General features: G+C 38.8%; 14 protein-coding genes. 4 read left to right on the top strand and 10 right to left on the bottom strand.

What is annotated here, in order from left to right:
• Positions 1-9: 9 nt before the first annotated feature.
• Both BACCELL_RS14205 and BACCELL_RS14200 read right to left on the bottom strand, forming a co-directional pair.
• Complete coding sequence (locus BACCELL_RS14205) at positions 10-1,860, bottom strand: TlpA family protein disulfide reductase (RefSeq protein ID WP_044153886.1); 1,851 nt, start codon at positions 1,858-1,860, stop codon at positions 10-12.
• 22 nt (positions 1,861-1,882) lie between these two features.
• Entirely contained in the window at positions 1,883-2,245 is a 363-nt protein-coding gene (locus BACCELL_RS14200) for a BlaI/MecI/CopY family transcriptional regulator (RefSeq protein WP_007212543.1), read from the bottom strand.
• Between the two features lie 162 nt (positions 2,246-2,407).
• On the opposite strand from BACCELL_RS14200, the gene BACCELL_RS14195 reads away from it, so the two are divergent.
• Together BACCELL_RS14195 and BACCELL_RS14190 are read left to right on the top strand one after the other, a co-directional pair.
• A complete protein-coding gene (locus tag BACCELL_RS14195) occupies positions 2,408-3,112 on the top strand; it encodes a hemerythrin domain-containing protein (RefSeq protein WP_007212542.1) in 705 nt (234 codons plus the stop codon).
• Positions 3,102-3,716, top strand: a complete 615-nt coding sequence (locus tag BACCELL_RS14190; protein ID WP_007212541.1) for a response regulator transcription factor — start codon at positions 3,102-3,104, stop codon at positions 3,714-3,716. The genes BACCELL_RS14195 and BACCELL_RS14190 overlap by 11 nt, the downstream gene beginning before the upstream one ends.
• 458 nt (positions 3,717-4,174) lie before the next feature.
• Here the strand turns inward: BACCELL_RS14190 and BACCELL_RS14185 are convergent, their stop codons facing one another.
• The 4 genes from BACCELL_RS14185 to BACCELL_RS14170 all read right to left on the bottom strand — a co-directional run bounded on the left by BACCELL_RS14185 (position 4,175) and on the right by BACCELL_RS14170 (position 7,268).
• Positions 4,175-4,657 (bottom strand): hypothetical protein, encoded by a 483-nt coding sequence (locus BACCELL_RS14185; protein ID WP_007212540.1) that lies wholly within the window; start codon positions 4,655-4,657, stop codon positions 4,175-4,177.
• Positions 4,658-4,719: 62 nt separating this feature from the next.
• The gene (locus tag BACCELL_RS14180; protein ID WP_007212539.1) at positions 4,720-4,920 is read right to left on the bottom strand and encodes a type II toxin-antitoxin system antitoxin; all 201 of its coding nucleotides are present in this window, start codon (positions 4,918-4,920) and stop codon (positions 4,720-4,722) included.
• A gap of 40 nt (positions 4,921-4,960) precedes the next feature.
• A complete protein-coding gene (locus tag BACCELL_RS14175; RefSeq protein WP_007212538.1) occupies positions 4,961-6,301 on the bottom strand; it encodes an alpha/beta hydrolase in 1,341 nt (446 codons plus the stop codon).
• A gap of 10 nt (positions 6,302-6,311) precedes the next feature.
• Positions 6,312-7,268, bottom strand: a complete 957-nt coding sequence (locus BACCELL_RS14170; protein WP_007212537.1) for an SPFH domain-containing protein — start codon at positions 7,266-7,268, stop codon at positions 6,312-6,314.
• A gap of 150 nt (positions 7,269-7,418) precedes the next feature.
• Between BACCELL_RS14170 and BACCELL_RS14165 the strand changes: the two genes are divergently transcribed.
• Positions 7,419-11,798 (top strand): hybrid sensor histidine kinase/response regulator transcription factor, encoded by a 4,380-nt coding sequence (locus BACCELL_RS14165; RefSeq protein ID WP_044153885.1) that lies wholly within the window; start codon positions 7,419-7,421, stop codon positions 11,796-11,798.
• A 118-nt stretch (positions 11,799-11,916) separates the two neighbouring features.
• Here BACCELL_RS14165 and BACCELL_RS14160 read toward each other — a convergent pair whose 3' ends face one another.
• From BACCELL_RS14160 to BACCELL_RS14145, 4 genes are all read right to left on the bottom strand, one after another.
• Positions 11,917-14,121: a hypothetical protein gene (locus BACCELL_RS14160; RefSeq protein ID WP_007212535.1), complete on the bottom strand. Its 2,205-nt coding sequence runs from the start codon at positions 14,119-14,121 to the stop codon at positions 11,917-11,919.
• 21 nt (positions 14,122-14,142) lie between these two features.
• Entirely contained in the window at positions 14,143-16,152 is a 2,010-nt protein-coding gene (locus BACCELL_RS14155; protein WP_007212534.1) for a RagB/SusD family nutrient uptake outer membrane protein, read from the bottom strand.
• 20 nt (positions 16,153-16,172) lie between these two features.
• Positions 16,173-19,415 (bottom strand): SusC/RagA family TonB-linked outer membrane protein, encoded by a 3,243-nt coding sequence (locus tag BACCELL_RS14150; protein ID WP_229097817.1) that lies wholly within the window; start codon positions 19,413-19,415, stop codon positions 16,173-16,175.
• Between the two features lie 63 nt (positions 19,416-19,478).
• Positions 19,479-20,186, bottom strand: a complete 708-nt coding sequence (locus BACCELL_RS14145; protein ID WP_007212532.1) for a hypothetical protein — start codon at positions 20,184-20,186, stop codon at positions 19,479-19,481.
• Positions 20,187-20,606: 420 nt separating this feature from the next.
• Here BACCELL_RS14145 and BACCELL_RS14140 point away from each other — a divergent pair.
• Positions 20,607-24,437: two-component regulator propeller domain-containing protein (locus tag BACCELL_RS14140; RefSeq protein WP_007212531.1), on the top strand; the 3,831-nt coding region annotated here is incomplete at its 3' end.

Raw genomic sequence — 24,437 nt, 5'->3', positions numbered from 1 at the left:
TTACAGCTACTATTTCCCAGCCTTCAGTAGTTCTTCTTTCATCACCTCCGCACCGGGAAATCCGGTAACTTTATATGAAAGCTTCCCTTCCCGGTCTATCACAAAATAAGTGGGTATTCCCGGATACTCATATAGTTTACCTAATGCAGAACTCTGCTCATTCGTGATCCGATAGTGTATTCCATGAATATCAGGTATGGTAATTTTCCACTTCCCTTCAGGTGAACTTTCATCTGCTATATAAACATACACTACATCTTTCAATTCTTCTTTCACCGGCTTCAGGCTATTCATAGCCCGCATACAAGGGCCACACCAGGTATTCCACATATCTATCAGAACCACCTTACCACGATAAGGACGGGTGACAACTGCCAATAGACCATCTGCGGTAACTGCCGTATCCAGCTGGCAAACTGTATAACCGGTCTTATTTGCACTTTCAGCAAGCAAGTCCATCACTTCTTTATTTTTGACAGTCAAAGCTTTCTTTATTTCCGGTTCGGATATACTGTCCAATGTCAGCATCTGTTTTTCCGACAGCGGTTTCAAACGAGCAAGAGTGGAACCTAGAGGTTTCGCCCGTAAAATATCCTCCCATACAGGCTGCGGTTCAAACTTTCCTTTAAAATCTTCAGTTGCAGCACGTACAAAATCAGGATAACTGCCATAACGTATATAAGGTGAATGAATAAAATCCAGTTCCAGAATATCATCATAATAACTTTCATCTACCGTCATGTCCGCACGCTTCACTCCTTTCTTTCCGCTAATCATCGGAGCATAACTAATATTCCCTTTATACCCCCTGATAGCAAAGAAATACGACATTTCCAACTTGTTTATCATGTATGTGCGAACAGCATCACTCAACGATTTATTCTTCAGTATTTCACCACGATTTTTTTCATAAATCTTCGTCACATACTTTTTATATTGAGCCGGAGTAACACCACAAATATTCTCATAAAAATTATCCGCACTATAAATGTTCATCAGTCCGGCATGCTTTACCAGTTCAGTATTCAGAGCGGCATACGTACCCTCAAACCAAATCAACTGCCCATTCTCTTTCTTTCCAAACAGGTGACTTTCCGACCAGAAAATCTCCGGCAAATTAATAGTTACCTCAAGTTTACCGCCCGGCATCAGAAACAATTCAAATCTCTTCCGTCCTACCCGTAATGTCGCTTCACCGGGCAGCATCATATTTGTTTCGTAGCGAAAACTTCCATCCTCGGCCACCGGAACGGATTGACCGAATACATCAAAGAATAGCCAGTCAGTACAATTGAATTTCAAAGCAATACCATGAGTCGGATCATAACCCAATATACGCCCATATATCACCGTCTTCCCATTCTTCAAATCAGGATCCGGCAGAGGCTGGGAATAATCCAATTGCTGATTCAACAATTTCTCCGGTATTCCTATTTCCGGCTTTTTTCCGTCCAGACGCACTCCATAAATATTCCATCCTTCGTCTTTCTTCTCAGACATTTCGAAAAAGTCAAAACTTTCCGTATCCATAGGAATCGGCTCAAACTTCAACGTCACAGCTAGTTCACCAGAAGCCGGTGTCTTCGTCCATAGTTCTTTTGAAAAACCATTACCACCTAGGTAGGCATACGTTTTTCCTCCTATCTGCAATACAGCAGTCGAGTCTATCCTTACATCTTCGCCCGGAATAGAATATATTTTAGCATCTATCCATGTCGTATCCTTTCCCAATGTCACTTTTTCGAATTCGATCTGGCTAGTATTCGTTGCCATGAAATAAGGAGCTTTCACAACCTTTTTCGCCTGCAAACCTACGCAAACAGCTATCAATACAAAACAAGTTATAGCTATGTTTTTCATAATTCTTGGCATTTTAAAGTTTCTATTTCGTTCCTCTCTCCACTTCTGCAATCAACTGTTTCAGGTCTTCCAACGAAATATCCTCTTCTTTTACCAACGATGATACTGCGCTGAGATACGAATTATTGAAGTACTTACTGATTACTTTCTTCAGCGTTCCCTTACTGAAGTCTTCCTTATTCACTACAGCATAATACTGGTACGTGTTACCGTAAGTCTTATGTGCCAGGAAACCTTTATCCTCCAATCCCCTCACAATCGTAGACAGCGTATTGAAATGCGGCTTCGGTTCTTCATAGAAAGCTAGCATCTCCTTCACAAACAACGGACCTTTCTCCCAGAAAAATCCCATGATTTCCTCTTCTTTCGCAGTCAATCCTTTCATAACTCTTCATTTGTTTTTCGCAAAGAACTAAAATATTTAGTTTATAAACTAATTTTTCTCGTTAAATAAGACTAAACACAAAATACCTACATATAGCGATTGCAATTCCCGGAGAAAATCCGTTACTTTGCGCACGAATAAAGAAAGAAAGGATAATCTGCAATGAATGAACCGCATAAGTATCGCGCCACAGACAAAATGAGCGACCTTATCTGTGATAACTACTCCTTATTAATGGTTATGAGCCGTTTTGGCCTTTCCTTAGGATTCGGAGACAAGAGTGTAAAGGACGTTTGCGAGGCACAAGGCGTAGACTACCGTACCTTTCTCGCAGTAGCCAATTTCATCAGTGAAGAACAATATACTTATAGTGGAGAGGAAAACGTATTTTCCATCTCAGCCCTTATGGATTATCTGAAACGGGCGCACACTTACTTTCTCGATTTTAAATTACCTGTTATCCGTCGTAAGCTCATCGAATCTATCGATTGCTCGGGCTCGGATAATATAGCCTATCTCATTCTGAAATTCTTCGATGAATATGCCAAAGAGGTACGCCGCCACATGGAATATGAAAACGAGGCTGTGTTCACCTATGTCGAAAAACTACTTGAAGGCAAACTTGCAGAGAACTATGATATAGCAACCTTTGCCAGTAAGCATAATCAGATTGAATCCAAGCTGACAGAACTGAAAAATATTATCATTAAGTATTATCCGGAAAAAGAGAACAACAACAAGCTCAATGCTGTTCTTTTCGATATCTTCAACTGTGAGCATGACCTTGCTTCACACTGCCAAGTAGAAGACTATATGTTTGTTCCCGCCGTGGCACAACTGGAAAGGAGAATGAAAAATGAACAATAATGTTTCTGTAAAAATTGCAGTCGCTGAAACTTCTGTCATTATCCGAAGCGGACTCACGACAGTGCTGAAGCGCCTGCCCAATCTGAATGTAGTACCTATAGAGGTTTCCTCTCCGGAATCTTTGCAAAGCTATATTCACCTGCATACACCAGATGTATTGATTGTTAACCCGACCTTTGGCGGCTGGTTCAATCTCCCAGCATTCAAGGCAGAAAATGGGAAAGTGGAAACCAAATATCTGGCACTGGTATGTTCCGTCATTGACAGTAACTCACTGAAAGAATATGATGATCATCTTTCTATTTGTGATGATCCGGAAACAATTGCCACCAAAATAAACCAACTGCTTTGCACTGACGAAGAAGAGGAGAAAGAAAATGAGCAGGAGACGCTCAGTCAGCGTGAAAAGGAAATTATCACCTGCGTTGTGAAAGGTATGACCAACAAAGCCATTGCCGACCAGCTCTATCTTTCCATCCACACAGTTATCACCCACCGCCGGAATATTGCCCGTAAACTGCAAATACATTCTCCGGCCGGCCTGACCATTTACGCTATCGTAAACAAACTGGTGGAACTGCAGGATATTAAAGATAACCTATAAAAGAGAGAGAGCATCGTCTCACACTGTCTTTCATTTCCAACTATGGATATCCCGCATAATACAATAAAAATACAATCTTTCTCCTTTTACTTTTAACTTCAACTCCGTTCCTATTTGCTTGTATTCACCAACAAGGCAAATCAAGAGTATCACTGATTATCAAATAATTACAAGGAGTTAACTTCCTGTCTGCAAGGAGTTAACTTCTTGTTGACAAACTCTTAACTTCTTGTAGACAGGATATTAAATGAAAAAATCCCCGCTCTTTCACGATATCACATCGGGGAAGACGGGAACCTTTTTTCCTTAATAAAAGTGGTTACGTAATTATGACTAACTAATTCATTAAATCTGATGTTGCAAAAGTAGGGCATTTGCGAAGATGTCACAATCCCTAAAACAAGGTATAATGAAAGGGAGTAATAGCCATAACTAGGTATTAATGCTTGTAAACACCTCTATTTATACTTAAACGCCAATATATAATAGACTATAAGCGCCAATATCATCAAACCAACGACCGCACTCGTAATCATATTACATAGATCTTGCGGAATACCATATCCCATCTCTACTTTATTAAAAACAAGAGTTAGGAAAAGTAAAGTAAGAAACACATTCAATATACGAGCAATACGGGCTGCCATAAAATACTGTACCGCGACATTGCGTTCTGTGATACGTACAGGAAAACGTATCCAACGAATAGGAAGATAGGCAGAAATACCAACTAAAAGGAGACATAAAGTACCTAATCCCGCAGCCATAAAGGAAAAATTAGCTGTAATCTTGTCCTCTATATGGATATACACCCATATTGCACACACCCAGGCAGCAATTGCCAACAATACGGCAACACCTTCTAATATACGATCTATTATAGTGGGATATACCCGGATATTAGGAAACTCTTTAGTTGAATATGGACCAAGATTTAACATAAACAATATATGAATTATAATTCAAACTACTAATCACTTATCACTAACAACTTATCGCTAAACTACGACTCAGATTCTTTAGGCGGAGGAGTATTCTTTGTTTTCTTCATCCGCCCGCTTTTCCGCAATGCCTCAGCGATAATCCACTGAAGCTGCCCGTTAGTGCTACGAAACTCATCGGCTGCCCACTTTTCAATGGCATCCATAGTTGCAGCATCTACACGCAGAACAAAGCTTTTGGTTGAAGTTTCTTTTTTAGCCACGATTCTATTTACTATTTAACAATTTACAATTGAATTTGTATTATAACAGGTTTCCATTATGAATAAACGATGCAATATCATCCATGACATATCCGACTACAGGCGACGCCTGGTTATACTCAAACGGAGTAGCTTTACCACTACCTTCCTGTAACATATGATTAAGTTTAGGGTAAGATTTTAAGAAAGCATTTTTATTACGCATCAGCCCGAAGCGCCATAAACCGAAATCCTGCATAGTCACCTGATAATCACGCTCGCCCTGCAATATAAGTATGGGAAGAGCCAGTTTAGATGCTACTTCTACCGGTTTATAGGCGTTAGCAAATTCCCAGTAAGAACGAGGAAGATTCAACAACAAAGGAATCTTATCATCATATTCCGGTGTACCCAGTTTCTTTATATTATCAGCTTGTTTTTTTATTTCTGTAATCTGCTTTTTGGCATTAGCGGAAGAGTCAGTCAGAGAAGATATATAAGTCATTTGTTCAACAATAGCATCTTCAAATGGACGAGCTAAAGCGGCAACAAGGATAATTCCTGTCAACCCATCTGCTTGCTCTGCAATGCGAGGAGCAAGTGTAGCCCCTAAACTATGTCCCAGCACATAAACACTGTCCGCATCAACCTCAGGCAATTCCTTCGCCCAAGCAATAATAGCCACAGCATCATCTACACTTTCTGTATCATAATCGATATTCCGACCTTCCGGCACACACGCTGCACCATATACCTTCGTACGTTTATCATAACGAACCGTTGCAATGCCACGTTCCGCCAATCCCCAAGCCAAATCACGGAAAGGTTTATTCGGACCAACAGTTTCATCACGATCCTGCGGACCGGAACCATGCACAAGGATTACGACAGGAGCCTTTTTCTTTCCTACAGGCAGCGTCAGCGTTCCGGGCAATTTAAAGTCATCTGCTCCCACCGTTATATCTCGTTCCTGCATTTTCTCTTTATTATAAGCTACCGGTTTTGCTGTAGAAGCAGCAGGTACAGGCATCAAACGAATGGTATTCATGCTTCCATCAGCATCGAAAGACAACAAAAAACGGAGACTGTAACGCTCAAACTTCAGATCGCGATAATAAAGTGTTATGCCTTCAGCACTCTCTTGCTTCCACTCTCCTTTTGCTTGAAGTTTTCCGAACTGCTTTTCCGATTGCTTAAACATGTCCTTAAAAATTTCCGGTGATAATTTTTCCTGCAGATTTTTATTCAAGAGAGCATGAATACTGTCCCCCTGATCTGCCACAAACAATTCGTACACATGCTTCGCACGGTCCATATTTGCATCCTGAGCAAAAACCGTCACTACATGCCCCAGCAATAAGCCAAGCACCAATGCCCACTTATATAAAAAAGAAAAGCTCATATTATCTTGATTAATGATTTAACGTACCCGCATTAACAATTGGCTGTGCTGCCTCATCGGCACAAAGTACCACCAGCAAATTGCTGACCATAGCCGCCTTTTTTTCTTCGTCCAGTTCAACAATTTGTTCTTCTGAAAGTTTGTGCAACGCCATTTTTACCATAGAAACAGCTCCCTCAACAATCTTTTCACGGGCAGTAATGATAGCCGAAGCCTGTTGACGACGAAGCATTACCGCAGCAATTTCAGGAGCATAAGCCAGATAGTTAATGCGTGCTTCCACTACTTCCATACCTGCCATGGCAAGACGTTCGTTCAACTTCTGTTCCAACTGTTCATTGATTTCTTCACCGCCGGAGCGAAGTGTCAGTTCTTCAGTATCCGCTTCGTTATCATCATAAGCATATTGTCCAGCCACCTGGCGTAAAGCGGCATCACTTTGTATTTTCACAAAATTCTCAAAAGCGTTCATACGGCTGGCAACCGCATTACCTATATTAATTTGGTTAGCATTTCCCCCCGTATGAGCAGATGAAGCCATTGTCTGCGAATCAATCTCAAACATAGCTTTGTAGGTATCTTTAAGTTTCCATACCAACACCAAACCTATCAGAATAGGATTACCGATCTTATCATTTACCTTGATAGGTTCCACATCCAAATTACGTGCACGAAGAGAAAGTTTCTTCTTATCCAGAAAAGGATTCACCCAAAAGAAACCAGTTTCCTTGAATGTACCTTTGTACTTACCAAAAAACACCATAGCCCGGGCCTCATTCGGTTCCAATTGCATATAACCGGCAAACATTATCAGCCAGACAATGCAGAGAATACCAGACACAATTGCAGTTGGCACACACGTAATAAAGCCAAAGAAAATTAGTGCAGGTAACACAATGAGATGAACAAACAATCCTAAAAAGCCATTCATCTTAAACCCTTTGAAATTCAATTCTTTTGTTTCCATAACTGATAGATTAAGTTGATATCATTTTGATATCACAAATATATTACTTCATTTTATAAAAAAGAACTTTTAGAACATCTATTTTAAAGAAGATTAAGCAATTCACTTTTTTTTTATATCTTTGCATGTCGCAATATTAATTAATAGCACATGAGAAAGTATAACACAACAAATTCCCACTTATTAATCTGCTTGGTACTACTAATCCCAACCATGCTCCTCGCACAACCAAGCTGTCAGATCCGACACTTCTCTATATATAACGGATTGGCACAAAGAACCGTTTCAGATATTGTACAGGACTCCAAGGGATTTATCTGGTTTTCTACCTGGAATGGTTTAAACAGATATGACGGTTATACCTTCAAGAATTATAAGGCATATCCCGGAGATGGATGTACACTAACAAGTAACCGTATATTAAGAATTGTACCCGACCAACAAAATAACATCTGGTGTCAGACTTATGATGCCAGAGTTTATCTATTCGACAGTCATCAGGAAAAATTCATCGATATTCTCCAACCTTTTGAGCAAAAAAGTGGGGAAACTTATATAGTACGTAAAATCTATGCCTTACCTAAAGGAGTCAGTTGGATTGTATGCGATCACGGAGCTTTTCGGGTAGACGAACGAAAATTAGAAAATGAAGACGAAGATGCCATAACACATTACACTCTAGAAATCGGCAATCTACCCGGTAGGACGGTTTCAAGAGTTGAGCAAGATGCTGCAGGAGATGAATGGATTTTCACTAATAAAAGTGTCTGTATAGTTGGACAAAAAACAATATCCGATAAAACTCATTTCACAAATTTCTGTGAAAACAATGAGAAAATGTACCTGATATCAAGCAAACGTTTAGCAATCTATAATCAGCAAAATGGACAAATTCAATATAAAGAAATACCTTTTAATTATTCGCGACTCAACTGTATACTAAGCTTGGGAAAAGATACTATTGGAATAGGTACCAGCAATGGCATCATACTCTTCTTCGCACAAAATAACCAATTCAGGAATGTAGAAATGCATTTTAACGTCATGAGAATATTTGAGGACAGCCATAATGAATTATGGCTATTTTCAAAAGAACAACGTGGAATTGTACGGTACGATCCCTTGACTAACGAGCAACAGCACTATGAAACCCCTACACAAAATATGCCCAAGGCTGAACTTAGAAGCCGTGACGTTATATTCGAAGATAATCAAGGAACTTTATGGGTTGTGCCTCACCTGGGGTGTCTAAGCTATTATGACCGGGAAGATAAAGAACTAAAGCCCTATTACACCGATTACAGTAAACCGGAATCTAAATTCACTCCTGTTATCCTAAACTTCTATGTGGATAATCAAAAAAACTTTTGGTATGCCAACAATTTCTGGATGGATAAAATTTCATTCTTTCCCAATGCCAGTCAATTGACTACTTTTGACTCCGGACATGAAACCCGCGCAATCATGGTCGATAAGCAACAAAATCTCTGGGTTGCAAATAAAAAAGGAGTCATCCGGATTTTTAATCCGGACAAAACTCTTAAAGGCTACCTGACACCGGAAGGAACTATCAGTACAAAAGCCATTTCATTCTCCAAAAACATTTATTGTTTCACAGAAGACGAACAGGGAAATATATGGATGGGTAGTAAATGGGATGGTATCATCCAGTTGAGTCCTAAAAGAGATGGGAGCTTCCAGATAAGAAACTATGTACACAAGGAAGAAGACCCCTATAGTCTAAATAATAATAGTATTTATTGCATATATCAAGATTCCAAAAAACGCATGTGGATAGCCACTCATGGCGGAGGAATTAACCTACTTCAAGAAACGGCAGATGGGAAAGTCCGCTTCCTACACAACGGTAATATACTGAAAGGTTACTCAAAAGATAGATTCAATAAAGTACGTGTCATCAAAGAAGTGAATAATGCCCTTTTAGTCGGCACAACCGAAGGGTTGATTACTTTCTCCTGCAATTTTGAACGCGCGGAAGACATTAAGTTCTATACCAATGTACGCATAGCAGATTTGGCATCCAGCCTTAGTAGTAACGACGTGATTTATATTTATACAGACAGCCGTCAAAATTCGTATGTACTTACATTCACCGGAGGCATCAATCAGATTATTTCAAATAATTTGTTAACCGATCAGATTCAATTCAAGACCTACACCAAACGAAATGGTTTAGTGTCGGATCTGGTTTTATCCATGATTGAAGATCAACAGAAAAATCTATGGGTCATATCAGAAAATACATTAGCCAAATTTGATCCAGAGAACGGAACTTTCGAACATTATAATGAAAAGCATTTGCAGAAAGAAATATATTTCAGTGAAGCCTCACCCGCTATAATACGGAATCAGTTGATTTTAGGTACAGATGCAGGAATTTTAAAGATTAATCCAGCAGCTTTCAGCAAAAGTTCCTATACTCCTCCTATTGTATTCACTAGTTTAAAAATACAAGGAGTTCAGCAGCAACTGGATCTTGACGACCTGGAAGAATTAAAATTAAAACCTGACGAGCGAAACGTATCTTTCCAGTTTGCAGCATTAGACTATATTAATCCGTCTTCCATCAGCTACGCCTATCGGTTGAAAGGACTAGAAGAAAAATGGAATGAAGTAGAAAATAGCCGCACGGCCAGTTATATCAATCTTCCTCCGGGAAATTATGAACTACAGATACGCTCCACTAATAGTGACGGTGTATGGACAGATAATGTGCGAAAGCTTTCTGTCATCGTAATCCCCACATTCTGGGAAACATACTGGGCTGTATTAGTTTATATTATCTTATTCATCTTATTTACAGCTACTATAGTCTATATCATATTGTATATCTATAAACTACGTCATCAGATTTATATGGAGCAACAACTGGCAAATATAAAGTTGAGGTTCTTCACGGATATCTCTCATGAATTACGCACACCTTTAACTCTGATTACCAGCCCTGTAGGTGAAGTTCTTGAACATGAACCTCTCACTCCCAGTGCCCGTAAACTTCTGACAGTAGTTCACAATAATACAGAGCGCATGTTGAGACTGGTCAACCAGATACTCGATTTCCGCAAAATAGAAAACAAAAAGATGAAGCTATTGCTGGAGAAAACAGATATTGTAGAACTATTGCAGAAAGTGATGGATAATTTCCGTCTCATAGCCGAAGAAAAAAGTATTAATTTCCGCCTGCAAACAGATAAAGAGTCAATACATTGCTGGATAGATCAGGATAAAGTTGAAAAGATTATCTTTAATTTATTGTCTAATGCATTCAAATACACACCTGTCAATAAATCAATTACAGTATATGCCCATACGACAAAAGATAAAGTCATGATTTCCGTTACCGACGAAGGTATCGGCATTGACTCAAAGAAGCAACAGTCTCTATTCCAACGTTTTGAGACATTGGTAAATAACAATATTCTGCAACCATCTTCCGGAATCGGGCTATCCTTAGTAAAAGAACTGATCGAATTACATCAAGGTAATATTCAAGTGAATACTGAAGTCGGAATAGGTAGTGAGTTCATTGTTACATTGCCGCTTGACCAGAAGGTTTATGAAGGAAAAGAAAATACAGAGTTTATCCTGAATGATATTCCGTCTGCTCATAACCCAAAACACGATAAGCATAAAATCATTTCCAAAACATCAGAGAAAAATAATATTCTGCAGGAGAAGACAAAAGACACCGACAATAATACGGATCAGTATCCTATCTCTGTGTTAGTCGTAGAAGATAATACTGAATTGAGAAACTTCCTGAACGATATCCTTTCCGGAACCTATAAAGTCTTTGAGGCAACGAATGGGCAAGAAGGACTGGAGCAGGCTCTACAATATGTACCGGATTTTATCATCAGTGACGTAATGATGCCTGTTATGGATGGTCTAGATATGGTGAAAGCTATCAAAGCTCATCGAGATGTTTGTCATATTCCCATTATACTTCTTTCTGCTAAATCCTCTTTAGACGACCGTATTTCTGGATTGGAACAAGGAATTGACGATTACATCACCAAACCATTCAGTTCTACCTATCTGAAAACACGCATTAAATCACTGTTACATCAACGCAAACAGTTACAGGAACTTTATCTTGAACAATGGTTGGATCAGAAAAAAGAAGCTCCTACCCCTACTCTCCTTGTTGAGGTAGAACCGGAAAAACCACAAATTGTTCCGTTTGATGAATTATTCATGAAACGAGTAATGGAAATAATGCATAATCAAATGGATAATTCGAAACTAACGATTGATGAATTTGCCCAAGAACTGGGTATGGGTCGTACAGTGTTCTACCAGAAACTGAAAAGTATTGTCGGGCTTTCACCTATTGATTTCGTCCGTGAGATGCGTATAAAACGTGCCAAACAATTAATGGAAACAGGAGAATACAACGTCTCTACAATAGCCTATATGACAGGCTTTAATGATCCCAAATACTTTAGCAAGTGTTTCAAGAAAAAATACGGAGTAAGCCCCTCTGAGTTTACGCCTAAAGAGAAATAAGAGAATACCAACTTCATTAGTTGCTATATGCATAAAGGGCGTTCCTCCGAATGGAACGCCCTTCCTGCAAAGAATGTCTAACAAAACCTCACGGTCTCATTAACGACACGTTATAATTTCATTGTCTCCAACGTGGATCGCCAATACCCAACTTATAGATTTCATGATTACGAACCTGATCAGTATTCTTGAATCTCAAACCATTCATTAATTTCTCCGTAGTTGTTTCATGCATATCCTTGTCACCATTCTTATAAGGTGGATTCGGATCAACCATCAAATCAGTTGGAGCAAGCGGAGTAGACCCAACTTTCACTGTCAACTGTTCGGCACCATTGATGACACCTGGTAAATAGTCTAGGAATGCACCAGCACTATTCTTTTTGGCACTGAATGCACCACCTGTAAAAATACCGTCATCCTTCCGCTTGCTTTCTTCACAAGTTACAGCATAATTGTCTGCAATATCAAATGTGATTTCTTTCGGGCCTGTACCTTCAAGCGAACGGATATCCATACCATTAAAGTTAAGATTACGATCATCATCTACAGCTTTAGTCTGGATAAAGAGATTCTTCTTCACAACAATTTGGCTACCACCTGGCAAATAACGTAAACTAAAGATATAACGTCCAGAAGAACGTGTACTAAAGTTCACAAAGGTATTGTTCTCCAAAGTTATCTTATACTGAACACTTGGAGGCCATGCCAAAGTTTTATTATTGTCTGAGAACAAAGCCGTACGTGGCGAATCATAAAACGTATTACCACGGAAAATCATATCTTTAAAAATGTTACTCTTGGGGTCTTTACCATCACCAGCAATCCAAGCATAACCAGCACCATTATTATCATAATAACCGTTATTGTAGAATAAGCAATCTTCCACTAATATTTTTTCAAAGACCTTGCGCTTAGTACCTTGTACACGAATAAAACCACGAACCATGTGTTGGAATGTACACCTTCTGACCTCAAAAGAATTGAATGTTACTGCCATACCATTGGAATACATATTAGCAAAATAATTGCCAGTAGCTTTTCCGTCACCATAATTAGTAGCTTCCGGACTATCAAAATCAATATCTTCAAAAATTACAGATTTTACATTAATAGGCGCATCACTCTCACCCGATTGCGGTTGACGACCAAACATAAAATTGCAAGAGACACCAGAACCATCCGGATTCTTAGACATACCATTCAAATATATCTTAGCGTTACCTTTACCAGCATCCAAATCACTCTGACGCGTACGCATTGTCATACCCTTACAAAGACTCGGATTGTTAGCAAAATAATAAATTTTTCCACCCTCTAACTCAAAAATTGTACCTTCTGTTAAAGTATTATCCGCAGTATAATCTTCCAAAATCTTATCCAGACACATAGCCTGATACTTTACAGCACCCGGGATTGTATCATCTGGATTTACCGAATGTTCAAGGAAAATAGGTTCACCGGGCTCACCATCTGTACGCACCGTACATGTATTATACACAGCATCTACGTGAATAGGGATGTTCTTATTCTCAGCATTTACAACATATACACTGTTCATATCCAATCCATCAATGTCAATATAGCCTTTGGCCTTATCTTCTGCAGTAACTTCGTATTTTTTCCATTTATCAGGAACCTGAGCACTTGGATTGGTGGGCGAAGGTAGTACAGAAATAATATGTACCACAAAATTTCCATCCTCATCTACTTCAAAATGTTGTTTATAATCACCTGGATCACCAGAAGTAGCATACGAAAGATCCAAATTCAAACGAAAAGAAGTCTTTGTAATATTACCAATCACCACTAAATCAGGAGTATTATAACGCAAATCTGTATCCAACCCAAACCAATCAGCCCAATGGCGACCATCTCCATACCCATACCATTTGGAATGATAGCCTTCACCTTTCGGAGAAAGTGTACGAATAGCAAACCGATAACTTGTACTGTATTCCAAATCTTTAACCAGCAAATCCAGTACATCTGGTCCTACAATGGTATCCATCAGCAAATGAGCCGGATTATCCCAGTCTTCAGCCAAACCAGAAGACACGTTGGCCTGCAATGCCATTCTGATCTGATAGCCAGCGCAGTCTTTCACGCCATACCAATAAAGTTGAATATCATTTAAATCTACCACCTTACATGCATAAGGTTCGTCATCCCCCTTACCCGTATTATGGTCTTTGCGGAACATAGTCATAAACTCTCTGTCAGGAATAGTACCATCTTCATTGGTTATCACCTCATCGTCCTTACAAGAATATAAAAAAATGGGCAGAAGAGCTAATAAAGTATATAAAAATTTATTCTTCATAATTCAATCTAAGATTAATTATTAATAGCCATAATAATTTTTGTAAATACCCGCACTACGCTGGATAGCAGAATTCGGAAACGGAATAATGTAACGTACGGGAGGCAGATTCTTCACTGACGGAGTTTCAGTAACTCCATCACGAATCACATAAATATTGCCACGAGCGTCTCCACGAACATAACCATAGAATGAATAGAGCATTCTATCCTCAGGCATACCTTCTTCTCCATTCCACCAACCGAACAAGTCACCTTTCGTCCAACCCTCTTCACCAGTATTGTTCGGATTATCTTTTTTATCATAAAGGGTGTTCTTATAAAATTCAAGTACATTCATACCTGTATTAGGGTACAAATTAATATCATTAGGATTGGTCACACCACCCTTATCATCCTTGTAAAAAATGCTATAAGGTATATTTTCCCAAAATTCAGCATCCTTACCGTCATGTAAAGCAATATCCGCCATATCCATCGTTGATTCAGCATTCGTAGCTACACCATAATAACGCATGAAAGAATAATAGACTTCTTCAGCATACATATTATTACGTACCAAATCTTTCCAACGCATGTTTTCACCAGCAAATTCGAACTTACGCTCATCCAACACTGCTTTCAAGAAAGTATTCTTGTCAGCAGACACCTTATTCAGATAGCTTTCAACCTTACCAGCGTCCGTGAACGCACGGCTACGCACTTGACGTAAAGCCTCTATTGCCTTCGCCCCATTTATACCAGTCACACCATTCTCTATTTCATTCACAGCCTCAGCATACATTAACAGCACGTCTGCATAACGCATATAGGGATAATTAATACCAGTATTTCCCTGACTATTGGTACCCAAACTGGTAGTGGACCATAATTTAGACCACTTATTATTATGCACCGTACGGTCGTTACGTAACACAGGTTTACCATCATATTGATAATACCACATACCATTCACATAGTCTCTGCGCAGGTCATCTTCATCAAAAAGGAAACGATAAAGGGCATTGAGACGAGCATTCCCCTTACATTCTCCCCAAAGATTGGTACCACTTGTATTACCTTCATACAAATCGCTCGATGGTCCTTGAATATAACCAATACTACCTGTGGAATTTTTACCAAATGGTATTTCAAAGATGGGATCATCACTGTTGTTCACCTTGTAATTACACTCATCAATAAAGACCTGACGATAAGAAAGATTTAAAATATGTTTACCCGAAGATATCACAGAGTCACAATACTGACGAACGATTTCATAATAATCCTTATAATCAGTCGGACGTTCCATTTTACCATAACTCTTTGCATTAGCCATGTCTGGACGCAATGAGTAACCACCACGCGTCAATGCCATACGGGAAATCATTGACCAACAGAACTCCTTTGAAACACGTTCTATACCTTCGCTCAATTCATTAGCAAACTTCATTTTAGGAGCGATTGATTTCAAATCTTCAATCAAGGCCTCATGTACTTCATCACGATCGGTGACAGGAAGCAACAAAGTACTACTGTCATCAGTCCCAGAAACTGGTGCCAAAGAGAAAGGTATATCACCGAACATCACAACTAGGTCATGATAGAACATGGCGCGAATTACTTTAGCCTCACCCATCATCTGATACAGTTCCTCATCACCGCTGCCATACAATTCACTGTTTTCCAATTGATAGATAAAATTATTGGCATACTCCACTCCTTTATAAGCAGCATTCCAAATTTTTTCAATATCACCTCCCATAGGTGTACAGTCAAAACGACGATAACTATTAGTGGTAGCAACATCACTGGTATACACAGCCATATCCACATCACTATTCAGACAGAAAGTACTCAGGTAAGCACTACCATACATGTCACCGCTCAACAATTGAGCATATACACCATTCAATGCACGGTTTATCTCGGTCTTGTCATTGAAGACATACTCATTATCGTATTTCGAAGGAGCTTCCACTTCAAGGAAATCATTACATGAAGAAAGTCCCATGACAAGTAGGCCAGTCATCAGAATATATTTATATTTCATATTTCTATCCTTTTTATTAATTAGAAAGTTATATTAGTCCCCAATACAAAACTACGGCTACGAGGATACCGATTGTAGTCCATGCCACAAGTCAAGCCGGTCTGCACATCCACTTCAGGGTCATAGCCGGAATAACCGGTAATGATGAACAAGTTAGAAGCACTCGCATAAAAACGGACTTTGGACATACCCCACTTTTTAGTAAGTTGAGAAGGCAATGTGTAGCCGATAGTAATATCCTGACAACGCAAGAATGAACCATCTTCTATAAAATAGGAATGTGTCACCTTATTTGTTACATCAGTCGGGTTCCATAAAGTCACATTGGCATTAGCAGCCCTATAAACATCTACAGTGTTATCCACCCAATAGTTTTTATAGTAGTTGTCACCATCAACCGGATTGAAGTAATGCCAACTGTCTTTGAACTTGGACAGTACATTATAGAACTTTTTATTATTACCTTCCGCTGATGACAGCTGATAAGCAGTTGCATTGTTCACATCAAAGTCATACATATAGTTGAAGTTAATAGTGAAGTCCAGATTCTTCCACTGCCCGTTAAATCCGAAACCACCTTGAAATTTTGGATTGGTGTTACCTATCACAGTACGGTCGTTTTCATCAATCACACCATCGTTATTCAAATCTTTAAACTTAATTTTACCAGGCAACGTGGGTTCACCGGAAGTACTATTGCTGAATACCGTATTGATTACAGTACCCTCTTTAGGTATTGCCAAGAAATTCTGATTCGGATCAAAGTTAAATTCATCTATGCTGTAAATCCCGTCATAAACGAAACCATAAATCAGCCCCAACTGATCGCCTACCCGTAGACAATAATCATTATAGCTGGATTTCCAACGATCGTTCTGATCCCAAATCACATCATCCGTGTCATTCAATTTATCAACCACCATCTTATTCAAACCAAATGTGAAGTTTCCGCTCAACACATAATCTTTTCCACGAAGGATATCACCGCTAATACTCAATTCCAAACCTTTATTTGTCACCTGACCAATGTTACGCATCTGCTTGGTATAACCTGATACAGTAGGAACGTCCGAAGTATACAACAGATCCTTCGTCGTATTCCAATAAAATTCGGGTGTAATAGTCAATCGGTCATTGAACAAACCAAGATCGAAAGCAACATTACGCGTCAATGTAGTTTCCCATTTAATTTTTGTATTAGGATAAGTTTTTCCATCGCCTATACCATACCACTGTTCACCATTCTCTGTAGCTTCACCGAAAGCAGGACCAGAAGTTGAATTCACAGTATAAAGGTAACGCCACATGTCATCATCAATACGATTATTGCCTGCCAAACCGATAGCTGCACGAAGTTTCAGATTGCTGATAATCTCATTATTTTCCAAAAAGCCTTCACGAGACAATACCCACGCCCCAGAAACAGCAGGGAAATAGCCCCATTGCTCACCAGGAGCAAACTTCGTAGAGCCATCAGCACGCATTGTAACAGACACCAAATATTTATGATCGTAGTTATAATTGGCCTGACCAAAGAAAGAAGCAGTACGCTCTGGAGTGGAAAGTGAAGTAGTATTTTCCCAAGGCCTTCCAAGATTCATGTTATTCAAAGCTTTATCCGCTGTAATGTAACGTGGGAAATAACGATTCTTCATAAAAGTTTCTTTCGTTTGTTTAGTTTGAATTTCCTGCCCCAACAAGAACGAAAAGTTATGCAATTTACTAATATCAAATCCATAAGAAGCTGTGTTCGTCCATGTATATTTTTCAGTACGTTTGTCCTTAATAGAAGCAATCGGAAGTTTGTTCTGCTTCTGTCCATCATCTGTCATAGCACCATAAAAACGATTTTCATCAGTGAAGGACATAGCATGTACAGCTTCTGTACGTAATACCAACCCATCAATAGGTTTCCATTCCAAGGCCAACTGATTAGTATAGGAATAAGAATGCTTCTTCAATGTATTCTCCTTGATATCATTCTTCGGGTTAGTATATTCAAAGATTGCTTCATCATCCGGGTCCACAGTAGCAGGATCCCAAAAAGCAAATTCACGTAACCCATTTGTTGGACGATAACGCAACACATCTATAATACCGCCACTACCAATTTTATCACCACCGGCACCAGTATCACGGCGATAAGAAACTTTTGGATTCAATTGCAATGACAATTTTTTAGTCAACTGAGTATACAACTTAACATTTAAATTAGTACGACGCACACCCGACCCCATGATAATACCTTTATCCTCCGACTGTGTCAACGAAATATTGAAACGATATTTATCCGAACCTCCTCCAATGTTTACATTGGTAGAATAATTCAACGGAGTTTCCCCCATCACTTCATCCTGCCAGTCATGTGTAGTAGCACGGCGATAAATATCAAGATCTTGCGGATTACCAAAATTGGCACGGAAGAATTTAGCTTCCGTACTGCGATTACCACCTGCAGATGCAAAGTCATACTGATAATCCACAAAGTCATAAGAGTTCATCAAATCCAATTTCTTAGCCAACTTACTCACAGACATTTGCGCATTCAGACTTACCTGTACCTTACCTTCTTTAGCCGACTTTGTAGTTACGATAACCACACCATTACCACCCTTCGCCCCATAAATGGCAGTTAGAGAGGCATCCTTCAAAACATCGATTGAAGCAATATCCGAAGGCGGAATATCATTAATATTATCCGTTTGGAAACCATCGACGATGTAAAGCGGATCGTTACTTTGAGTTACTGATGTACCTCCTCTGACGCGGATGTTAATATCTGCCCCCGGGGCACCATCTACCGTAGTAACCTGTACACCAGCAATCTTACCCTGTAAAGCAACAGCGGCCGAGGTAACAGGAACAGCAGCCAGTTTAGCACCCGAAATAGAACCAACAGAACCTGTTAAATCCTTTCTTGCCTTACTGCCACCGTAACCGATAACAACCACTTCCTCAAGTGCCTGTGAATCATCTTTCAATACAATTTTCAGATCTTTTCCGACAACGGCATCCACTTCCTGGGTTTCCATACCAACATAAGAAACCACTAATTTCTTTCCTTTAGGAAGGGTCAATGTAAACTGACCATCCAAATTAGTAGTAACGCCATTGGAACTATTACCTTTTTCCACTACCGTGGCACCGATAACCGTTTCACCCGTTCCATCGAGTACAGTACCTTTCACAGTAACAGATTGAGCAAACGCTCCAATCGGCACGAACGAAAGTAGTGCCAGCAAAAGGATTAATTTGCTTTTCATACTCCTAAAATTTAGTTTCATAATAGAATATTTGGTTAAACAATAAAATTATTTTTCTTTTTTTCAATAATCTAAATACATAGGTCCCCAATTTCCATAGCTGTCTGAAATTCGAACATCCCCTATACTTATATGCCCATAGATATCACTAGAGTTAAATGGTACAGCAAGACAGGCCTTGTAATGTTGTGGATCGTCCTCACTGTTTTCTAACATTAGATATCTATAATTATAATCCTTATGTGTAAAATAATACCTAATCCAAATGCGCTCTTTATTTCCGCTCCAAGAATAAGGGCAGTTTGCCGCTATATTCAGATATAAATAAGTATCAGAGCCATCAATTGGCACATATATTTTATCATCTATATATAACTGATCCTCCACTATAGACTCAATAGGAACACACCAGTCATATATATTAGTACCGGTAAAATTGTAATCATAATAGTCTTTCCATTCCTTATTAACCAGTAATCCTCTTAAGTTTACAGTAGGATAGCTTATTTTAATTTCCAAATGCGATGTAGTAGTAGCATAGACACATCCAACAGTAGTTTCAAAGCTCAAATAATCGTAAACTTCATATTGTACACCTCCAATAGTAACAATATCCAATACTTCTGTACGAGTATTAGCTCTCTCTATAGTAGTATCTACCTCATTCTGAAGAAGTTCATTAGAACATCCCCAAAATATAAAACAAGCCAAAGATAGAACATAACAACATACTTGTTTTACCCCCAAAAAGTTTAAAATTTTGTTTTTCATAAGAATATTAATTTATAATAGTTAATAATAGGCATATTCTCTTTTTATATAATAGTAAAAATCTTCCCCAGCATTAACCGATGTATTTTTCATATCCATAGTATAGCTTTTATTTTCAAATAAAAATATCACTTAGATTTTCTGATACAAAAGTCCGAAAAGGTATTTAGTTAAGGGGGGAAAAATTATCGCAATAGGTGGAAACGAATGTTCACAATGTTTAAAAACAGCTTTCTGGGTAGTCACAAGCCCGATAATACACCTAAGGAAACAAATATTCCACATGGCTATATAATAATTACACATCCATGCTTCCTTTACCGAAGTGCTGAAAAATCCACCTACATTTACTATCAGAATACATAGTAGTAAAACAGATAATTTATATCTTTGCAAAGCAGTTACAAATTAGTCAATACTATGAAAAAGTGCATTATACTACAAATCAATTATTTAATATTGATTTGTCTTTTTATCCCCTGTGTAGCCATTGCACAACCGATTTGCCAAATTCAACGTTTCTCCGCTTACAACGGATTGGCACAAAGGTCTGTCACCAATATCCTGCAAGATTCAAAAGGGTTTATCTGGTTTTCCACTTGGAATGGCTTAAATAAATTCGATGGATACACTTTCAAAAACTATAAAGCATTTCCGGGAGACGGATGTACTTTAACCAGTAATCGTTTAGCCAAAATCACACAGACACAAACCTGTGACATCTGGTGTCAGACTTATGACTTACGAATCTATCTATTCGACAGCCGCCGGGAAAAATTCATAGATATCTTACGCCCTTATGAAAACGAAAAACAGCAGACCTACGCTGTACAGAACGTCTATACATTACCCAAAGGCGTCAGTTGGATCGTATGTGATCGTGGAGCATTCCGTATTGACGAACAAGCGTACAAGGCTCAGGAAGGAGAAGGAATAACCTTATATAATATCGAAGAGAAGAACCTGAAAGGGGATCAAATAATCACTATTTTTCAAGATAGCGATGGGGACGAATGGATATTAACCAACAAAGGAATTTCAATCATTGGCAAAAAGAAAATAGAATCTGATATTCCATTCAAGAATATCAAAGAAGATAATGGCAATATATATCTAGTATCTGCCAACAACCAGTTAGTGATATATCTACCCCAGACACAGCAACTTCAGTTTCATGAAATGCCCTTTTCAACCTCCAATGCTATCAATTCTATCAGTAGACTGGGAAAAGATAGCATAGGACTGTGCACAAATAATGGACTCTATATTTACTTTGCGGAAAATCAAAGATACAGATTAATAGATCCCCGCACTCCTACCAATCCCTCTACCGAAGTTTTATCCGTATTCAGAGACAGTTTCGGCGAATTATGGTTATACTCCGAAATGCCCGGAGTAGTGCGTTATAACTTAGAGACAGAAGAGAAACAACATTATATTACTCCCAAAGAGGATCTGCCAAAAGCCGAACGATTAAGTCGCGACCTGATATTCGAAGATAAGCAAGGAACATTGTGGATGGTTCCACATAGAGGTGGCTTCTCCTATTATGATCGAAAGAACAAACAACTGAAGCCCTATTATACTGATTATAATAATCCTGATACAAAATTCAATCCCGTCATTCTGAATTCTTTTTTAGATCAGCAGGGAAATCTCTGGATATGTAATCACTGGGACGTTACAAAAATCTCATTTTCTACCTACGCATGTTCACTACAAGCCATAGATGCCAGCTTTGAAACACGCGCTTTCTTGATAGATGAAAAAGATGAGCTTTGGACAGCCAGCAAAAAAGGATATGTACGAATTTATCAGCCGGATGGAAGTTTAAAAGGATATCTGACTCCCGCAGGAACCATCAGTTCACAACCTATTTCTTTCCAAAAAAACATCTACTGCTTTATGGAAGACGAAAATGGAGTTATTTGGATGGGAAGTAAGTTGGATGGGCTTTTCCAATTAGAAAGAACCGGTAATGATCATTTTCAAATACGTCAATTTACTCATCAGGAAGACAACCCGTATAGCCTGAGCCATAATAGTATCTATAGCATCTATCAGGATCATCAAAAACGTATCTGGATAGGTTGTCATGGTGGAGGACTGAATTTACTGGAAAAGACACCTGAAGGGGAAATCCGCTTCATACATAGCGATAATCAACTGAAAGGATATCCCAAAGAACATTTCTCCAAAGTCCGCTATATCACTGAGGTCAATCAGGCGATTCTTGTCTGTACCACAGAAGGGTTACTAACCTTCTCCAATGAATTTAAACAACCGGAAGAAATCAATTTCTACCGTAATCTCCGCAGTCCCAATACAGTTTCCAGTCTTAGCAGTAATAATGTGACCTATGTTTACACAGATAGCAGAAATACAACTTACATCCTTACATTTACCGGAGGAATCAATAAAGTCCTTTCTGAAAATCTTTTAAGTGAACACATCGAATTTAAACCTTATACGACAAAAGATGGCTTACCATCCGACCTCGTCCAGTCTATGATAGAAGATAAAGAAGGAAGTTTATGGGTAATTTCGGAAAATGCACTTACCCGTTTCAATCCGGAAAAGGAAACATTTGAATATTATGATAAAAAGTACATGCAACAAGAGCTTTACTTTACAGAAGCGGCTCCTGTGCTGGAAAATAATCAATTGCTATTAGGAACAGATATCGGAATACTCAAAATTAGTCCTGAACATCTTCAGAAAAGTAATTATGCCCCTCCCATTGTATTCACCGGATTTAAAATACAAGGAACCTCCCAGGATTTAGATATCAATGATCTGGAAGAACTAAGGCTGAAACCATCCGAACGCAATGTTACTTTTCAATTTGCAGCTTTGGATTATGTAGCGCCTGAATCAATCAGCTATGCTTACCGTCTGAAAGGATTGGAAGAAAAATGGAATGAAGTGGATAACAGCCGTTCAGCCAGCTATATCAACCTTCCTCCGGGAGAATATGAATTGCAAATACGTTCTACCAACAGCGACGGAGTATGGATGGAAAAAGCACGTATCCTGCCTATAACTGTACTTCCAACCTTTTGGGAGACATACTGGGCATGGATTCTGTATGTCGTATTATTCGTGTTATCCACAGCAACTATCGTCTATATCATTCTCTACATATACCGGTTACGTCATCAGATAAATATTGAACAACAACTGGCAAATATCAAATTGCGCTTTTTCACCGATATTTCGCATGAATTACGTACTCCGTTAACACTCATAGCCAGTCCGGTTAGCGAAATTCTGGAACACGAAACTCTCACAACCAATGCCCGTAAACATTTAACCCTGGTGCACAAGAATACGGAGCGTATGTTGCATTTAGTAAACCAGATATTGGATTTCCGGAAAATAGAGAATAAAAAAATGAAAGTGCTGCTGGAAAAGACAGACGTCCTCAGCCTATTACAAAAAGTAATGGACAACTTCCGCCTTATTGCTGAAGAAAAGAATATCAATTACCAATTGGAAACAAACCAAGAAGCTATAGAAACCTGGATCGATCAGGATAAGTTTGAAAAAATCATTTTTAATTTGCTATCCAATGCATTCAAGTACACTCCGGCCAATAAGTCTATTACCGTCATTGCCAATGTGGAAAGTAACAGATTAATTGTTTCCATAAAAGACGAAGGCATTGGTATCGATCTTCAAAAACAGCAAACACTTTTCCAACGCTTTGAAACATTGGTAAAATTCAACATATTGCAGCCCTCGTCAGGTATAGGACTATCACTTGTCAAAGAACTGATAGAACTACATTGTGGCAACATTGAAGTAAAAAGTCAACCCGGTGTAGGCAGCGAGTTTACCGTTATATTACCAATGAATCAAAAAGTTTATGAGGGAAGAGAAAATACAGAGTTTATATTGAATGACGGAAATTCAGTCCCCGCTGAAAAGAAAAATGAAATAAGACCCATGGTTGAAATAGCTTCAATGGCCGACATTACTCCTTCAGAGACAGCCAAAGAACCAAATCAGATATCGAATGAAGAAGACCCTGTATCCATCTTAATTGTCGAAGATAACGTAGAGCTAAGAAACTTCTTATCAGATATCTTGTCAGAAAGTTATCGGGTACTCACCGCCACCAATGGACAAGAAGGATTGGACCAAGCCCGGGAATATATTCCCGATCTGATTATCAGTGACATTATGATGCCTGCTATGGATGGCCTTGATATGGTAAAGAATATTAAGGAAAACAGAGAAATATGTCAC

This window comes from Bacteroides cellulosilyticus DSM 14838 (genome assembly GCF_000158035.1).
GTDB lineage: Bacteria > Bacteroidota > Bacteroidia > Bacteroidales > Bacteroidaceae > Bacteroides > Bacteroides cellulosilyticus.
The sequence above is the reverse complement of the archived record's forward strand: the minus strand, read 5'-3'. Positions and strand labels throughout refer to the sequence as shown.

Bases quoted from the DNA above. Each gene is read 5' to 3' on its own strand.
- BACCELL_RS14205 (WP_044153886.1), bottom strand. From the start codon at position 1,860: ATGAAAAACATAGCTATAACTTGTTTTGTATTGATAGCTGTTTGCGTA.
- BACCELL_RS14200 (WP_007212543.1), bottom strand. From the start codon at position 2,245: ATGAAAGGATTGACTGCGAAAGAAGAGGAAATCATGGGATTTTTCTGG.
- BACCELL_RS14195 (WP_007212542.1), top strand. From the start codon at position 2,408: ATGAATGAACCGCATAAGTATCGCGCCACAGACAAAATGAGCGACCTT.
- BACCELL_RS14190 (WP_007212541.1), top strand. From the start codon at position 3,102: ATGAACAATAATGTTTCTGTAAAAATTGCAGTCGCTGAAACTTCTGTC.
- BACCELL_RS14185 (WP_007212540.1), bottom strand. From the start codon at position 4,657: ATGTTAAATCTTGGTCCATATTCAACTAAAGAGTTTCCTAATATCCGG.
- BACCELL_RS14175 (WP_007212538.1), bottom strand. From the start codon at position 6,301: ATGAGCTTTTCTTTTTTATATAAGTGGGCATTGGTGCTTGGCTTATTG.
- BACCELL_RS14170 (WP_007212537.1), bottom strand. From the start codon at position 7,268: ATGGAAACAAAAGAATTGAATTTCAAAGGGTTTAAGATGAATGGCTTT.
- BACCELL_RS14165 (WP_044153885.1), top strand. From the start codon at position 7,419: ATGAGAAAGTATAACACAACAAATTCCCACTTATTAATCTGCTTGGTA.
- BACCELL_RS14160 (WP_007212535.1), bottom strand. From the start codon at position 14,121: ATGAAGAATAAATTTTTATATACTTTATTAGCTCTTCTGCCCATTTTT.
- BACCELL_RS14155 (WP_007212534.1), bottom strand. From the start codon at position 16,152: ATGAAATATAAATATATTCTGATGACTGGCCTACTTGTCATGGGACTT.
- BACCELL_RS14150 (WP_229097817.1), bottom strand. From the start codon at position 19,415: ATGAAAAGCAAATTAATCCTTTTGCTGGCACTACTTTCGTTCGTGCCG.
- BACCELL_RS14145 (WP_007212532.1), bottom strand. From the start codon at position 20,186: ATGAAAAACAAAATTTTAAACTTTTTGGGGGTAAAACAAGTATGTTGT.